This is a genomic window from Streptomyces sp. NPDC053432 (assembly GCF_055585365.1).
In genome coordinates this window covers 530,949-546,466 of the sequence record NZ_JBVJKF010000002.1, presented here as the reverse complement: position 1 = coordinate 546,466, position 15,518 = coordinate 530,949, and the positions used below count along the sequence as shown (strand labels likewise).

14 protein-coding genes are annotated in these 15,518 nt (G+C 73.0%); 8 read left to right on the top strand and 6 right to left on the bottom strand.

Annotated elements, in window-relative coordinates; translation table 11 throughout:
* Nucleotides 1-18: 18 nt before the first annotated feature.
* Nucleotides 19-741: a lysophospholipid acyltransferase family protein gene (locus ACZ6Y1_RS05595; protein ID WP_469623326.1), complete on the bottom strand. Its 723-nt coding sequence runs from the start codon at nt 739-741 to the stop codon at nt 19-21.
* A 201-nt stretch (nt 742-942) separates the two neighbouring features.
* Here ACZ6Y1_RS05595 and ACZ6Y1_RS05590 point away from each other — a divergent pair, with 201 nt between their 5' ends.
* From ACZ6Y1_RS05590 to ACZ6Y1_RS05570, 5 genes are all read left to right on the top strand, one after another.
* Complete coding sequence (locus ACZ6Y1_RS05590; protein ID WP_469623720.1) at nt 943-1,311, top strand: TlpA family protein disulfide reductase; 369 nt, start codon at nt 943-945, stop codon at nt 1,309-1,311.
* Nucleotides 1,312-1,575: 264 nt separating this feature from the next.
* Nucleotides 1,576-2,109, top strand: a complete 534-nt coding sequence (locus ACZ6Y1_RS05585; RefSeq protein ID WP_469623324.1) for a flavin reductase family protein — start codon at nt 1,576-1,578, stop codon at nt 2,107-2,109.
* Between the two features lie 201 nt (nt 2,110-2,310).
* Nucleotides 2,311-3,096 (top strand): electron transfer flavoprotein subunit beta/FixA family protein, encoded by a 786-nt coding sequence (locus tag ACZ6Y1_RS05580; RefSeq protein WP_469623321.1) that lies wholly within the window; start codon nt 2,311-2,313, stop codon nt 3,094-3,096.
* 59 nt (nt 3,097-3,155) lie between these two features.
* Nucleotides 3,156-4,118: an electron transfer flavoprotein subunit alpha/FixB family protein gene (locus ACZ6Y1_RS05575; protein ID WP_469623317.1), complete on the top strand. Its 963-nt coding sequence runs from the start codon at nt 3,156-3,158 to the stop codon at nt 4,116-4,118.
* Between the two features lie 175 nt (nt 4,119-4,293).
* Nucleotides 4,294-5,592 carry a DUF6986 family protein gene (locus ACZ6Y1_RS05570; RefSeq protein ID WP_469623311.1) on the top strand — a complete coding sequence of 433 codons (1,299 nt, stop codon included), beginning with the start codon at nt 4,294-4,296 and terminating at the stop codon, nt 5,590-5,592.
* Nucleotides 5,593-5,643: 51 nt separating this feature from the next.
* Here ACZ6Y1_RS05570 and ACZ6Y1_RS05565 read toward each other — a convergent pair whose 3' ends face one another.
* Nucleotides 5,644-6,636, bottom strand: coding sequence for a LacI family DNA-binding transcriptional regulator (locus tag ACZ6Y1_RS05565; protein WP_469623716.1), 993 nt, complete (start codon nt 6,634-6,636; stop codon nt 5,644-5,646).
* 189 nt (nt 6,637-6,825) lie between these two features.
* On the opposite strand from ACZ6Y1_RS05565, the gene ACZ6Y1_RS05560 reads away from it, so the two are divergent.
* Nucleotides 6,826-7,863, top strand: coding sequence for an NUDIX hydrolase (locus tag ACZ6Y1_RS05560; RefSeq protein ID WP_469623308.1), 1,038 nt, complete (start codon nt 6,826-6,828; stop codon nt 7,861-7,863).
* 9 nt (nt 7,864-7,872) lie between these two features.
* On the opposite strand, the gene ACZ6Y1_RS05555 is transcribed toward ACZ6Y1_RS05560, so the two are convergent.
* Complete coding sequence (locus ACZ6Y1_RS05555) at nt 7,873-8,568, bottom strand: MBL fold metallo-hydrolase (RefSeq protein ID WP_469623304.1); 696 nt, start codon at nt 8,566-8,568, stop codon at nt 7,873-7,875.
* A 238-nt stretch (nt 8,569-8,806) separates the two neighbouring features.
* Nucleotides 8,807-10,171 (bottom strand): M20/M25/M40 family metallo-hydrolase, encoded by a 1,365-nt coding sequence (locus ACZ6Y1_RS05550; protein ID WP_469623301.1) that lies wholly within the window; start codon nt 10,169-10,171, stop codon nt 8,807-8,809.
* 393 nt (nt 10,172-10,564) lie between these two features.
* Here ACZ6Y1_RS05550 and ACZ6Y1_RS05545 point away from each other — a divergent pair, with 393 nt between their 5' ends.
* Nucleotides 10,565-11,764 carry a geranylgeranyl reductase family protein gene (locus ACZ6Y1_RS05545; protein ID WP_469623712.1) on the top strand — a complete coding sequence of 400 codons (1,200 nt, stop codon included), beginning with the start codon at nt 10,565-10,567 and terminating at the stop codon, nt 11,762-11,764.
* A gap of 1,154 nt (nt 11,765-12,918) precedes the next feature.
* Here the strand turns inward: ACZ6Y1_RS05545 and ACZ6Y1_RS05540 are convergent.
* Nucleotides 12,919-13,899 carry an ArsR/SmtB family transcription factor gene (locus tag ACZ6Y1_RS05540; protein WP_469623298.1) on the bottom strand — a complete coding sequence of 327 codons (981 nt, stop codon included), beginning with the start codon at nt 13,897-13,899 and terminating at the stop codon, nt 12,919-12,921.
* 82 nt (nt 13,900-13,981) lie between these two features.
* Between ACZ6Y1_RS05540 and ACZ6Y1_RS05535 the strand changes: the two genes are divergently transcribed.
* Nucleotides 13,982-14,905 carry an aldo/keto reductase gene (locus ACZ6Y1_RS05535; RefSeq protein WP_469623295.1) on the top strand — a complete coding sequence of 308 codons (924 nt, stop codon included), beginning with the start codon at nt 13,982-13,984 and terminating at the stop codon, nt 14,903-14,905.
* Here ACZ6Y1_RS05535 and ACZ6Y1_RS05530 read toward each other — a convergent pair.
* Entirely contained in the window at nt 14,889-15,350 is a 462-nt protein-coding gene (locus ACZ6Y1_RS05530) for a nitroreductase family deazaflavin-dependent oxidoreductase (protein ID WP_469623291.1), read from the bottom strand. The two genes, ACZ6Y1_RS05535 and ACZ6Y1_RS05530, sit on opposite strands and share 17 nt — an antisense overlap.
* Nucleotides 15,351-15,518: the final 168 nt, after the last annotated feature.

Below are 15,518 nucleotides of genomic sequence, written 5' to 3'. Positions count from 1 at the left end.
CTCACGGTGCCGGCGGGGTCAGCCCCGGTCCTTGACCTCGGCGGCGGTCGGGGCGGTGCCGCCCAGGTGCGCCGGGAGCCACCAGGAGTCGGCGGCGTCCTTCGGCTTGGCCGGATAGGCGCGCTGCGCCGACTCGAGCAGCTCCTGCACCCGCTCGCGCAGCCTGCGGGTGATCGCGCCGGCGTACTGGTCGGCGGGCGCCTCGATCGGCTCGCCCACGCGCATCGTCACCGGGATGTGGCTGCGCTTGAGGTTCTTCGGACGTCCCTTGGTCCACAGGCGCTGGGTGCCCCACAGGGCCACCGGGATCAGCGGGACCCCGGCCTCCTGCGCCATCCGCGCCGCACCCGACTTGAAGCTCTTCAGGGTGAACGACTGGGAGATCGTCGCCTCGGGGAAGACCCCGATGATCTCGCCGGAGCGCAGCGAGTCCAGGGCGTGCTGGTAAGCGGTCTCACCCTGCGCGCGGTCCACCGGGATGTGCTTCATCGCGCGCATCAGCGGACCCGACACCCGGTGCCGGAAGACCGATTCCTTCGCCATGAAGCGCACGAGCCGCTTCTGCGGCCGCGCGGTCAGGCCCGCGAAGATGAAGTCGAGGTATCCGATGTGGTTCGACACCAGGACCGCCCCGCCCTTGCGCGGGATGTTCTCGGTGCCCTTCATGTCGATCCGGATGTCGAGCGCACGGAACAGCGTGTGTGCGGCGCCGATCACGGGGGGGTAGACGAGCTCAGCCATGGTGCGGAGACCCCGCTTTCTGCCTGGGGAGGTGCTCCCGGCCGGAAGTTACGGCAGCGTAGGTACGCGGCCATGGGGGATCGTGCCCCATACGAGGGCTGCTGGCCAGTCCAGACGCCCGTGCCCGGGGAGATTCTCGTCACGCCGGGAATGGCGCAGGTCCGGGCAGCGCTCCGATCCTCGTACGAGCGTACGGCGATGATGTGCGCGGACGAAGACGGGCGTGGGACGGGAGTACGCGTGGTGGGGCGAGCGGACGGGCCCGCGAGGCTGGGTGCGGCGGAGCTGGGCCAGGCCCTGGGAGGGCGGGCCAGCCTGGTGCAGTTCTCCAGCGCCTTCTGCCAGCCCTGCCGGGCCACCCGGCGGATCCTCGCCGAGGTCGCGGCGATGGTCGAGGGGGTCGCGCACATCGAGATCGACGCCGAGGAACGGCTGGACCTCGTACGGGCCCTCGGGATCGAGAAGACCCCGACCGTGCTGGTGCTCGACGCGGCCGGCCGCGAGGTGCGGCGCGCCGCCGGGATGCCCCGCAAGGTGGACGTGATCGCCGCCCTGGGGGCCGCCGTATGACGCGGCGCCGGGGCGACGGCGGGCCCCGGACGCGCCGGTGCGCGCGCCCGCACGCAGCGTGACGCGCCTGACATCTGTCCCGACCCGCTTGACTGTGTACACGGGAGATCGACAGGCTGGCGGCATGCGGTACGAACTCCTGCTCTTCGGCCGGGTGCACATAGACCTCGTCCGCCACGCGAGCGCGCGCTGTTGGGATCAGTGAACGCCCCGACCCCTGATCCCCGACCCGTGCCCGCGTCCGCCGCGGCAGAAGGAAGAGACATGACCGCCCCGACGGCACCGTCCCCCGGCCTCGCGGCCGCCCTCCCCGGCTCGCCGGACCTCCTGCGCTCCGTCTTCCGCCGGCACGCCGCCGGCGTCGCCGTGATCACCGCCGCGGACGGCACCCGCCCGGTCGGCTTCACCGCGACCTCGCTGAACTCCGTCTCCGCCGAGCCGCCCCTGCTGTCCTTCACGACCGGCACCGGCTCCTCCAGCTGGCCCGCGGTGCGCGACAGCGAGTACCTCGGTGTCCACATACTCGGCGAGCACCAGAAGGAGCTGGCGGGCCTGTTCGCCCGCAGCGGAGCGGACCGCTTCGGTGCGGCCACGGACTGGAGCGTCGGCCCGCACGGGGTTCCCGTACTGGACGGCGTCCTGGCGTGGCTGGTCTGCCGGGTGGTGGCGCGCGTGCCCGCCGGGGAGCACCGGGTGATCATCGCGGAGGCGGTCGCCGGGGACCCCGAGGGGGACCGGACCGGCGCGGGCCGGCCCCTGCTATACCACCAGGGACGCTTCAACGCGTTGCGCGACTGAATCGTCCCTGTTGGGGGCAGTTGCACGGCGTTGGACAGATCACAGTTCACCGGCCTTGCGGGTTGGTGGAACCCAAGGTGTACTGACGAGTAACATTCCCTTCGGAGCGCGGGCCGCCCCGACCGGGATCCGCCCGACAAGGCGCCTATGCTGCCTGCACAAGGCGGTATCAGAAAAAGACGATGCGGTAGGAGAGCCGGCGTGAGCCTGAGGATCGTTGTCTGTGTGAAGTACGTGCCCGACGCCACCGGCGACCGGCACTTCGGCGATGACCTGACCGTCGACCGCGACGACGTCGACGGCCTGCTGTCGGAGCTCGACGAGTACGCCGTCGAGCAGGCGCTGCAGATCGCCGACGAGGCCGACGACGCCGAGATCACCGTCCTGACGGTGGGTCCCGAGGACGCCAAGGACGCGCTGCGCAAGGCGCTTTCGATGGGTGCCGACAAGGCCATCCACGTCGAGGACGACGACCTGCACGGCTCGGACGTCATGGCCACCTCGCTGGTGCTCGCCAAGGCCGTCGAGAAGGCCGGCTTCGACCTGGTCATCACCGGCATGGCGTCGACCGACGGCACGATGGGCGTGCTGCCGGCGATCCTGGCCGAGCGCCTGGGCGTCCCGCAGGTCACCCTGCTCTCCGAGGTCAAGGTCGAGGACGGCACCGTGACCGGCCGCCGTGACGGCGACACCGCGAGCGAGCAGCTGGAGGCCTCCCTCCCCGCGCTCGTCTCGGTGACGGACCAGTCGGGCGAGGCCCGCTACCCGTCCTTCAAGGGCATCATGGCCGCCAAGAAGAAGCCGGTGGAGTCCTGGGACCTGGAGGAGCTGGAGATCGAGGCCGACGAGGTCGGTCTCGAGGGCTCCTGGACCGTTGTCGACGCCGCGGCGCAGCGTCCGGCGCGCACCGCCGGCACGATCGTCAAGGACGAGGGCGAGGGCGGCAAGCAGCTGGCCGAGTTCCTGGCCGGCCAGAAGTTCATCTAAGAGCTTCGGTCACCCCTCTCAAGCCCCCAGACACTTCGTAACAGCAGGAGAGCAGTCCCATGGCTGAAGTTCTCGTCTACGTCGACCACGTGGACGGCGCCGTCCGCAAGCCCACCCTCGAGCTGCTGACGCTGGCCCGCCGCATCGGCGAGCCCGTCGCCGTGGCCCTGGGTGCCGGCGCCGCCGACACCGCCGCCGTGCTCGCCGAGCACGGTGCCGTCAAGGTCCTGACCGCCGACGCCCCCGAGTTCGCCGAGTACCTCGTGGTACCGAAGGTGGACGCGCTCCAGGCCGCGTACGAGGCCGTCACCCCGGCCGCCGTGCTCGTCCCGTCCTCCGCCGAGGGCAAGGAGATCGCCGCCCGCCTGGCCGTGCGCATCGGCTCCGGCATCATCACCGACGCCACCGACCTGGAGGCGGGTGACGAGGGTCCGGTCGCGACGCAGTCCGCTTTCGCCGCGTCCTTCACCACCAAGTCCCGTGTCTCCAAGGGCACCCCGGTCATCACCGTGAAGCCGAACTCGGCCCCGGTCGAGGCCGCCCCGGCCGCCGGCGCCGTCGAGGCGCTCGCCGTCACCTTCGGCGCCCTGGCCACCGGCACCAAGGTCACCTCCCGCACCCCGCGCGAGTCGACCGGCCGCCCCGAGCTGACCGAGGCCGCGATCGTGGTCTCCGGCGGCCGCGGCGTCAACGGTGCCGAGAACTTCCACATCATCGAGGACCTCGCGGACTCCCTCGGTGCGGCCGTCGGTGCCTCGCGCGCCGCCGTCGACGCCGGCTGGTACCCGCACTCGAACCAGGTCGGCCAGACCGGCAAGTCGGTCTCCCCGCAGCTGTACATCGCCTCCGGCATCTCCGGCGCGATCCAGCACCGGGCCGGCATGCAGACCTCGAAGACCATCGTGGCCATCAACAAGGACTCCGAGGCCCCGATCTTCGACCTCGTCGACTACGGCGTGGTCGGCGACCTCTTCTCGGTCGTCCCGCAGCTGACCGAGGAGATCAAGGCGCGCAAGGGCTGACCTGCGCTTCTCTTCGGAGCTCCACTTCTGACGGGGCCGTGTGGTGATTGTCACCGCACGGCCCCGAGTCGTTTCTCCAGGACGGCCGAGGGACCATTGACGGAGCGGAACCCCGTGACTAAATTCTGCTATGCGGATCTAAGCTTCCGTGAAGCGGAAAAGAGGAGAGTGCACGATGGGTCAGCAGGAGAAGGTGGCGACGAGCCTCGCAGGCGCGGTCAGCGAGGGCATCAGCGCTTCCCTCGCGCCGGTGGACGCGGAACTCGCGCGCCACTACCCGGGCGACCCCGGCACCCGTCAGCCGATCCACACGGTCTACGTGCCGGGTGACGTCTTCGACGCGGACACCGTCCGTTCCTGGGGCGACCAGGCCCTCGCCGCGATGGACGAGCACGCCCCGGACGCGGCCACCTTCGCCAAGGTACTCGGCATCCCGGACGAGCTGGCCGTGCCGGTCTACGACCGCGTCCGCGCCAAGCTCGCCTCCGAGCCCATCGAGGACCTCCGCGTCGACTTCGAGGACGGCTTCGGCGTCCGTTCCGACGAGGAGGAGGACCAGGCCGCCGCGCGTGCCGCCCGCCTGATCTCCGAGGCGTACTCCAACGGCACCAACGCGCCGTACATGGGCATCCGCATGAAGTGCATGGAGTCCAACGTCCGCGACCGCGGCATCCGCACCACGGACGTCTTCCTGTCCGGCCTGCTCGCCCACGGCGGCCTCCCGGACAACCTGGTCCTGACCCTGCCGAAGGTGACGTACGCCGAGCAGGTCACCGCCTTCGTCCAGCTGCTGGAGGCCTTCGAGGCCGCCCGCGGCCTGCGCCCGGGCCGTATCGGCTTCGAGATCCAGATCGAGACCAGCCAGTCCATCCTGGCCTCCGACGGCACCGCCACCGTGGCCCGCATGATCGAGGCCTCCAAGGGCCGTGCCACCGGTCTGCACTACGGCACCTTCGACTACAGCGCCTGCGTCGGCGTCTCCGCCGCCTACCAGGCCAGCGACCACCCCGCCGCCGACCACGCCAAGGCGATCATGCAGGTCGCGGCCGCCGGCACCGGCGTGCGCGTCTCCGACGGCTCCACCAACGTGCTGCCCATCGGCACCACGGAGAAGGTCCACGAGGCCTGGAAGCTGCACTACGGCCTGACCCGCCGCGCCCTGGCCCGCGCCTACTACCAGGGCTGGGACATGCACCCGGGTCACCTCCCGACCCGCTACGCGGCCGTCTTCACCTTCTACCGCGAGGGCCTGGAGACCGCCGCCGCGCGCCTGAAGGCGTACGTGGCCAAGATCGAGGGCGACGTGATGGACGAGCCCGCCACCGCCAAGGCCCTGGCGGGCTACCTGGTCCGCGGCCTCGACTGCGGCGCGGTCGGCGCCGACGAGGTCACCGCCCTCACCGGCCTGACCCGCGCCGAGCTGGACGCCTTCGCCATCCCGCGTCGCTCGGCGACCCTGACGGCGACCGCCTGATCCACCCCCGCGGTGCCCGGCCGGAACCCCCCGGCCGGGCCCCGCGGCGTTTCACACGGAGCCGGCGGGCGGCAGTTCGCCCGAGCCGCGGGGGATCAGGCGGGTCGGGAGTTCGATGCGGGCCGGGGGGAGGGCGGCGCCCGACAGGCGTTGGAAGAGGCGGTCCGTGGCGACGCGGCCCAGGGCCGCCGCGTCCTGGGCCACCACCGTGATGCCCGGGCTCAGCAGGTCGGCCAGCTCGAAGTCGTCGAAGCCGACCAGGGCCACCGGGTGCTCCAGGGCGGCGAGGACGCGGACCAGCGTGACCGTCACCCGGTTGTTGCCCGCGAAGAAGGCCGTCACCGGCTCCGGGCCCCCGAGCATCGCGCGGGCCGCGGCCGCCACCCGTTCCGGGTGCGTGGAGCCGAGGGAGACCCCGGAACCGGCCACCGGCAGGCCCGCCTGTGCCATCGCCGCCCGGTAGCCGCGCAGGCGTTCCGTCGCCGTGTGGATGCGCGAGTGGTCCCCGATGTATCCGATCCGGCGGTGGCCGCCCGTGATCAGGTGGGCCACGCCCTCCCGGGCACCGCCGAAGTTGTCCGAGAGGACCACGTCCGCGTCGATCCGGCCGGCCGGGCGGTCCACGAACACCGTGGCCACGCCCGCCCTCATCTCCGGTTCCAGGTAGCGGTGGTCGTCACCCGCCGGGATCACGATCAGCCCGTCCACCCTGCGCGCGCACAGCGCGAGCGCCAACTCCCGCTCACGTTCCGGGTCCTCGGCGCTGGAACCGTTGACGAGCAGCGCCCCGTGCGCCCGCGCCACCTCCTCCACGGCACGGTTCAGCGGGCCGTAGAAGGGGTCGGCGAGGTCCTCCAGGACCAGGCCGACGGTGGCGGTACGGCCCTTGCGCAGCACGCGCGCGCTGTCGTTGCGGCGGAAACCGAGCGCCTCGATGGCCTCCTGGACGCGTCTCTCCGTCTCGGGGGTCACTCCCGGTTCGCCGTTGACCACCCGCGACACCGTCTTCAGGCCCACACCGGCCCGGGCCGCCACGTCCTTCATCGTGGGCCGGTTGCCGTAGCGGGGGTCGGACGGGCGGCGGTTGATGGCCACGGCGGGGAAACCTCCGGAGGTGGTGGGCAGCGCTCTGACCTCGAGGATATGCACTCGGCTGATTAACGGGTTTCCGTGGCAGGGTGGGGCGGGCAAGCCACTGGGGGCTCCGGACGAGCCATGCGGAGAGGGGTAGACGTGATTGTCTGGATCAACGGCACATTCAGCGCCGGAAAGACCAGCACGGCCCGCGAACTGGCCGGAATCCTGCCGGACAGCACCCTGTTCGACCCGGAGTTCATCGGGGACGCGCTGCGCGTGCTGCTGCCGCGCAAACGGCTCGCGGAGGTGACCGACTACCAGGACCTGCCGAGCTGGCGGCGGTTGGTGGTGGACACCGCCGCGGCGATGCTCGCGGAACTGGGCGGCGTGCTCGTCGTACCGATGACGCTGCTGCGTCAGGAGTACCGGGACGAGATCTTCGGTGGCCTCGCGGCGCGCCGGATTCCCGTGCGCCATGTCCTGCTGGCCCCCGCCGAAACGATCCTGCGGGAGCGGATCGCGCACCGGGAGGAGCCGGGGGACCAGCAGGAGGTGGACCTCCACGTCCGCCAGTGGGCCTACGACCACATCCCGGTCTACCAGCAGGCCCTCGGCTGGCTCACCGCCGACGCGCACGTCGTCGACAACGGGGCCCTGAGCCCGCGGGAGACCGCCGAGCGGATCGCCGAGGCCGTCCGCACCGAGGCCGCCCCCGTCTGCGACATCGTGCAGACCCCGGAACCCGTGCGCGAGACCGTGGCCGCCGGGGTGCTGCTCTTCGACGAGCACGACCGGGTGCTGCTGGTGGACCCGACGTACAAGGCGGGCTGGGAGTTCCCCGGCGGTGTCGTCGAAGCCGGCGAGGCCCCCGCGCGGGCGGGCGTACGGGAGGTCGCCGAGGAACTGGGCCTCGTACTCGACGAGTTGCCGGGCCTCCTCGTCGTCGACTGGGAGGCTCCGCAGCCCCCCGGGTTCGGAGGGCTGCGCCTGCTCTTCGACGGCGGCCGGCTGACCGAGGAGGCGGCGCAGCGGCTCCGGCTGCCGGGCCCGGAGCTCCGCGCCTGGCGCTTCGTCACCGAGGCCGAGGCGGCCGGACTGCTCCCGCAGCACCGGTACGAACGCCTCCGCTGGGCCCTGCGCGCCCGCGAGCGGGGCCACCCGCTGTACCTGGAGGCGGGCGTCCCGGTCGGCTGACGGGCCCCGTCAGGCCGCGGTGCCGGCGGCGGCCTTGGCGAGGGCAGCCGCCGTGTCCGCGGTCAGGGGATCGCCGTGGCCGAAGCAGGCGACCGCGGGGGAGAGCGCGGCCAGCCGGTGGAAGGAGTCGACCGCCCGGGCGCGGTCCACGTTGAAGACCCCCAGCATCAGCGGGCCGACCGCGGCCACGCAGTCCCCCGTGAACAGCACGCCGTGGCGGGGCAGGTGCACGCCGATGCTGCCGTCCGTGTGGCCCGGCGCGTGGACCACGTAGGCCCCGTCCCCGAAGCCCAGTGCGTCCCCGTCCTCCAACTCCACGTCGACGGGGGTCTGCGGGGCCTCGGGGACCGTCAGGCCGTGCGCGTACAGCGGGATCTCCCAGTCCAGCAGCACCGGTTCGGGCACCGGCCGCTCGCCCCGGATCACGGGTGCGTCCAGCCGGTGCGCCAGGACCCGGGCGCCCCAGCGGGCGGCGAGCTCACCGGCCGCGCCGACGTGGTCCCGGTGGCAGTGCGTGAGGACGATGCGTTCCAGCCGCCCGGGCTCCAGCCCGAGGGAACGCATCGCCCCCTCGATCGCGTCGGCGGACCGCGCGTCGCCCGCGTCGATCAGGGTGAGGGCTCCGTCGTCCTGCCAGAGATAGGCCTGGCCGATGGGGAAACGGAGCATGTGGAGCCGGTTGGGTATTACCTCGACAAGATCCATACGCTGACGCTACGCACCCGGGACCGCCGCGGACACGCGGCTTCACCGGGAGCGGAGTCCGCTGAGAGCGGACCCTCCGCCGGTGGCCGGTGGCCGGTGGCCGGTGGCCGAGCCGTCCCCCACGTCCCGGCACCGGCTGCATCCGGCCCCGCCGGTGTCCGGGGCCGCGAGGCCTGGGCGGACCTCGGGGCCGCGTGCGCGGCGGCGCCGCACCTCAGCCCCGGGCGCCCACCGGGCGTCAGCCGCGCTTGGACTCGGCGTAGTTGAGGAGGAACAGGGCCTCCGCGACCGACAGCCGCTCCAGCTCCTCCGGCGCCACGCTCTCGTTCAGGGCGTGGATCTGCGCCTCCGGTTCACTCAGCCCGATCAGCAGCATCTCCGCGTCCGGGTACAGCTGCGTCAGCGTGTTGCACAGCGGGATCGAGCCGCCCATGCCCGCGACCTGCATCTCCTGACCCGGGTACGCCTCGCGCAGCGCCGCGGCCATGGAGGCGTACGCCGGGCTGTCCGTGTCCGCCTGGAACGGCTGGCCCTGGCCCACGACCTCCAGCTCCAGCCGCGCCTTCCACGGGGTGTGCGCCACCATGTGGGCCTCCAGGAGCTTCACGGCCTCGGCGGTGTCCACGCCCGGCGGCACCCGCAGGCTGATCAGCGCGGCCGCGCTCGCGTGCACCGACGGAGTGGCGCCGACCACCGGCGGGCAGTCGATGCCCAGCACCGTCACGGCCGGGCGGGCCCACAGGCGGTCCGCGATCGTGCCCGCGCCGATGAGCTCGACGCCGTCCAGCACCTTCGCGTCGGAGCGGAAGTCCGCCTCCGGGTACTGCAGGCCCTCCCACACCGCGTCCGAGGCCAGACCGTCCACGGTCGTCGAACCGTCCGCCGAGCGCAGCGAGTCGAGGACGCGGATCAGCGCGGCCAGCGCGTCCGGGGCGACACCGCCGAACATGCCGGAGTGCAGGTTGCCGCCCAGCGTGTCGATCTTCACCTTCAGCAGGCACATGCCGCGCAGGGTGGCCGTCACCGTCGGCAGACCGAGGCGGAAGTTGCCCGCGTCGCCGATCACGATGGTGTCGGCGGTCAGCAGCTCCGGGTGCGCCTCGGCGTACCGCTGGAGACCGCCGGTGCCCTGCTCCTCCGAGCCCTCGACGATCACCTTCACGCTCACCGGCACACCACCGTTGGCCTTCAGCGCGCGCAGCGCCAGCAGGTGCATGATGAACCCGCCCTTGCAGTCGGCCGCACCGCGCCCGTACCAGCGGCCGTCGCGCTCCGTCAGCTCGAAGGCCGGGGAGATCCAGGCGGCGTCGTCCAGCGGCGGCTGCACGTCGTAGTGCGCGTAGAGCAGTACGGTCGGCGCCCCCTCGGGGCCGGGCAGGAAGCCGTAGACGGACTGGGTGCCGTCGGGGGTGTCGAGCAGGGCCACGTCCTCGAAGCCCTCGACGCGCAGCGCGTCGGCCACCCAGTTCGCGGCGGCCTCGCTCTCGCTGCGGGGGAACTGCGCCCAGTCCGCCACCGACTGGAAGGCCACCAGCTCGGTGAGCTCCTGCTTGGCGCGGGGCATCAGCGAGGCGACCGTCTCGGCGATCGGATTCTGGGACATGGGCACGCTCCTTTTGGGTGCGACGTTGTGCTTTGTGTACGGCTCCCCGCATCCGCGGGGGTGCGCGTATGCCGGGGACGGCGAAAGACAGTCCTGATCCTCGCACAACGGAGCGACGGGGCGTCTCGCTAGGATTTGCCCGGCATCGGAGCAACGGGTGATCAGGAGCAGCAGCACATCGTGAGCAGCGACGACGACGTACGCGACGCAGGTACGGGCGCAGGCGAAGGCGCGGAGCGGTCCGCGGGGAGGGTGGGCGACGAGGTGGCCGGGGCGAGTGGGGGAACCGGGGGCGCGGGGGCCTCCGGGGACGCGGGTGCCTCCGGGGACGCGGGCGGGACCCGGAAGGCGGAGGGGACGCAGGAGCCGGGCGAGTCCGGTGCGTCCGGTGAGGTGTGGGACGTGGTCGTGGTCGGGGCCGGCCCGGCCGGATCGTCCGCGGCGTACGAGGCGGCCAGGGCGGGGCGCAGCGTCCTGCTGCTGGAGAAGGCCGAACTGCCCCGCTACAAGACGTGCGGCGGCGGCATCATCGGTCCCTCGCGCGACGCCCTGCCGCCGGGCTTCGTCCTGCCCTTCAAGGACCGCATCCACGCGGTGACCTTCTCGCTGGACGGGAGGCTGACCCGGACCCGGCGCTCGAAGCGGATGCTGTTCGGGCTCATCAACCGGCCGGAGTTCGACGCGGCGCTGGTCGCGGAGGCCGAGAAGGCCGGGGCGTCGGTGCGTACGGGTACCGCCGTGGCCCGTGTGGAACAGCACGGTTCCGCGGTGCCCGACCGGCGCACCGTGGCCGTGGTGCTGGCCGACGGAGAGACCGTCCTGGCCCGCGCGGTGGTCGGCGCGGACGGCAGCGCGAGCCGGATCGGCGCGCACGTCGGCGTGGAGATGGAGCAGGTGGACCTCGGCCTGGAGGCGGAGATCCCCGTCCCGGAGACGGTCGCCGAGGACTGGAAGGGCCGGGTGCTGATCGACTGGGGTCCGCTGCCCGGCAGTTACGGGTGGGTCTTCCCCAAGGGGGACACCCTCACGGTCGGGGTCATCTCGGCGAAGGGCGAAGGCGCCGCGACCAAGCGCTACTTGGACGACTTCATCGCCCGGCTCGGGCTCGCGGGCTTCGAACCGGCCGTCTCCTCGGGGCACCTGACCCGTTGCCGCAAGCCCGATTCGCCGCTCTCGCGGGGCCGCGTGCTGGTCGCGGGCGACGCGGCCGGGCTGCTGGAGCCGTGGACGCGGGAGGGCATCTCCTTCGCGCTGCGCTCCGGGCGGCTGGCGGGGGAGTGGGCGGCGAAGATCTCCGAGGCGCAGGACGCGGTGGACGCGCGCCGCCATGCCCTGAACTACGCCTTCGCGGTGAAGGCCGGGCTGGGTGCGGAGATGGGCGTCGGGCGGCGGATGCTGACCTTGTTCGAAGCCAGGCCGGGTCTGCTGCACGCGGCGATCACGGGCTTCCGCCCGGCGTGGCGGGCGTTCGCGCGGATCACGCGCGGCTCGACGACGCTGGCGGACCTGGTACGGACGCACGCGCTGGCGCGGCGGGCCCTGCACGCCGTGGACGCCCGCCAGTCGGCGTCCCGGGCCCCCGGCCGCCCGTAGCCCCGCCGCCCGTACGGGGCGCGGCCCCTGTCCCCGGCCCGCGCCCCCGCCGCCCCCAGCGGGCGCGGCACCGGTCCCCGTGCGGGGCGCGGCACCGGTCCCCGTGCGGGGCTGGGGGTCTGTCTCTGCGCGGGGTGCTGGGGATCTGTCCCCGTGGGGTGCTGGGGGTCTGTCTCTGCGCGGGGTGCTGGGGATCTGTCCCCGTGGGGTGCTGGGGGTCTGTCCCTGCGCGGGGCGCGGGGCATCTGTCCCCGTGGTGCGCTCGGGATCTGTCCCCGTGCGGGGGTGGGCGGCTGTCCCTGCGCGGGGCGCTGGGAACCTTTCCCCGTGGGGCGCTGGGGATCTGTCCCCATGCGGGGCCTGAGCACCCGTCCCCGCGTCGGCGCTGGGGACCTGTCCCCGTGGGGAGCGGGCGCCCACCCGCCTGCCCGCAGTGCATGCGCCCGACCCTGGGCGAGTACCGTTCCGGACCGGCGGGCCGGGCCTCGCGCCCTGCCTCGTGCCGTGCCCCCGGCCCGGGCCTCCGGTCACGGCCTCGGGCCCCCCTCCTGGATACGGCCTCGGATCCGGCCTCCGGCCCGGTCGCTGGCACGGTCCAGGCCCCGGCCCTGCACCCGGCCCAGTCCCTGGCACGCCCCCGGTCCTGGATCGGGCCTCGGGCCCAGCCCCTGGCACGGTCTCGGTCTCGGTCCTGGATCGGGCCTCGGGCCCAGGCCGTGGCACGGTCTCGGTCCCGGCCCTGGATCCGGCCTCGGGCCCAGTCCTTGCGGCCCTGGACCCGGCCCTGGGCCCGCCCCCTGGGCCGGGCCTGGGGCTGGCTCCCGGGTTTGCCTTTCGCTTCGGGCATCCGGCCCCAGCCTCGATCCTCGGCCCCGGCTTCCCCGGCCCCCGGGCCCGGCCCTGAATCCGGCCCCGTGGGCCGAGCCCTGGCACGGTTACGGCCGTGGGCCGGTCCCTGGACCGGCCCGGCCTTGGGCCCGGCTCCCGGGTTCGCCTTGGGCTCCGGGCACGTGGCCTCAGCCACGACGGCCCCTGGCCCCGGTCCCGGCACGGTTTTGGGGCCGCCTCGGGTCGTGGTGCTCGGGGGCGGGCCCCGGTCGGCCTGCGGGTTCCGGGCTGGCCGGGGCCGTGCGGTGGTCGTGGCGTCTGCCGGGCTACAGGGCGGCGGCGGTGAGGAGGGAATCCGCGACGGAGGTTCGGGCGTACAGCACGGAACGTCCCGCCCGGTGGGCGCTGACCAGGCCCGCGGCGCGCAGCGCCGTCAGGTACTGGGACACCCCGGACGGCGAGAGCCCCGTCCGGCGGGCCAGCGCGGTGGTGGAGGCAGGGTTGTCCAGTTCGGCCAGCAGCCGGGCGCGCGAGCGGCCGAGGACCCCTGCCAGCGCCTCGGTCCCGGCCCCGGCGGCGCGGGGTTGCCACAGTGCGCCGATGCCACGCGCCGGGTAGGCCAGCTGCGGCGGTTCCGGTGGGGTCACGCGGGTGAACGGTCCGCGTGTGGTGAAGACCGAGGGGATCAGCACCAGCCCCGCGCCCGCGGTCCGCCGGGACAGCGTCCGCTGCCGGTGGGCGAGCCGGAGCGCGCTGTCGTCCCAGCTCAGTGAGGGGTGCAGGCCGTCCAGCAGGCGGCCCGGACCCTGTTCGGCCGCCTGGCGGGCACGGTGGAAGACGTCGGCGTCGAGTACGGCCCGGATCCGCGCCCAGTAGGGGGCGAGGGCCAGTTCCCAGTAGGTTTCGATCTCTTCGGCGATCCGCTTCCGACGGGCCTGCGGCTCGGCGTACAGACCCCGCAGACGGGGACCCAGGAAGCCCTGTTCCTCCCGCAGGCGGTCGAGGTCCCGCCGCACCCGGGCGTCGGGGACGGCCATGATCCCGGCCAGCTCCTCCGCCAGGGCGGGGGCGGGGCCGCGGGGCGCCGGGTTGAGGAAGTCGGGTACGTAACCCGAAGGCGGTATCAGCTCGGCGAGCCAGCCCCGGTCCAGGCCGGCGGCCGCGACGCGCGGTCCCACCTGCTCGATCCAGGGCCGGTGAACGGGGTGCGCGGAGCCGGAAACGATCAGCCGGAAGCTGGGGCCGACCTCCCACATCGGCGAGACGGCGAACCGCGTCTGTGCCAGGTCATTCGTCGAAAACGCCAACTCCGCCGACACATCCACCCCGAGGATTCACGCATTCCCGAATCAATTGCGGCCAGCCTAGGCGGTGGAGACCATCCCGGGCATGACCTCAGAGACGATCACCGCGGCCGCGTCGGGCACTTGGATGCTCGGAGACCTGAAGATCAACCGGATCGGCTTCGGCACGATGCGCCTGCCGCAGACCGGCGAGGCGCTCATCGCCGACGCGCTGCCACGCGGCCGGGATCAGGCGATCGGCGTGCTGCGCCGGGCAGTCGAGCTCGGCGTGAACCACATCGACACCGCCGCGTTCTACTTCTCGCCGCTGCGCTCCGCCAACGAACTGATCAACCGGGCCCTGGCCCCCTACCCCGACGACCTCGTCATCACCACCAAGGTCGGCCCCGGGCGCGGTCCGTCCGGCGGGTGGCTGCCGCACGCGACCCCTGGACAGCTGCGGGGTCAGGTGGAGGAGAACCTTCGCCAGCTCGGCCGTGACCACCTCGACGTGGTGAACCTGCGCATCGTCGGCACCGACTCGATCGCGGAGCGCTTCGGCGCCCTGGCGCTGCTGCGCGAAGCCGGACTCATCCGTCACCTGGGACTCTCCAACATCCACCCGCACCAGCTCGCCGAGGCCCGGTCCATCGCACCGGTGGTCTGCGTGCAGAACCCGTACGGCATCGGCGTACGGCCCGAAGACGACGGGTTCGTACGGAGGTGCGGAGAACAGGGCATCGCGTACGTGCCGTTCTACGCGATCGCCGGAACGGGACGCACGGCCGGGGCGAGCGGGACGACCGAGCGCGCGGAGGTCCTCGCCGTCGCGCGGGAGCACGGGGTCAGCCCGGCGCAGGTCCGTCTGGCGTGGACGCTGCACCGCGGACCGCACGTGCTGGCCATCCCCGGCACCGGTGATCCCGAGCACTTGGCCGCCAATGTGGCGGCGGGCGCCGTGCGCCTGTCGGAGGAGGAGCTGGCCGTACTGGAGGGCGCCCACCGGGCGGGGGTCAGTTCGCGACCGTGATGCGGAAGACCGGGTGGTCGCCGGCGGCGGCCCGGAGTTCCGCGTCGGAGGACTTCGCCGTCACGCCCTGGAAGAAGCGGTTGACCTCCCAGCCCCACTTCTCCAGGTAGGCCCGCAGGACGGCGGCCTTCTCCGCCGGGTCGGTGATCTCGGTGGCGGTGAAGGTCCGCACCTTGCGGCCCACGCGGAGTTCGCCGCCGCCGGCCGCCCGCATGTTGCGGACCCACTGGGAGTGACCGCGGGCCGAGACCAGGTACTGCGCTCCTTCGTACGTGTGCGGGTTGACCGGGATCCGCTGCATCTCGCCGGACTTCCGGCCGCGGACCGACAGTTCCGCCGTACCGGCCAGGCTGATGCCGAGGCGGGCCAGCTTGCCGAAGAGGGCGTTGAAGCGGACGGCGAACGGGCTGGCCTGGACGTAGTACGGGGTGGGCGTGCCGCTCATGGGGACCTCCGGGTCTTCGGCTGGCGGAGCTGCGGGTTCTCCGCGTTGTCGAGAGCAGTGCTCTCGCTTGAGACCAGTGTGCACGGATCGATGCTCCGAAGCAAGAGCACTGCTCTCGAAATGGATCGGAGATCTTGTTTTTGGGCAGTGCTCCGGTTTCGTGGCAGA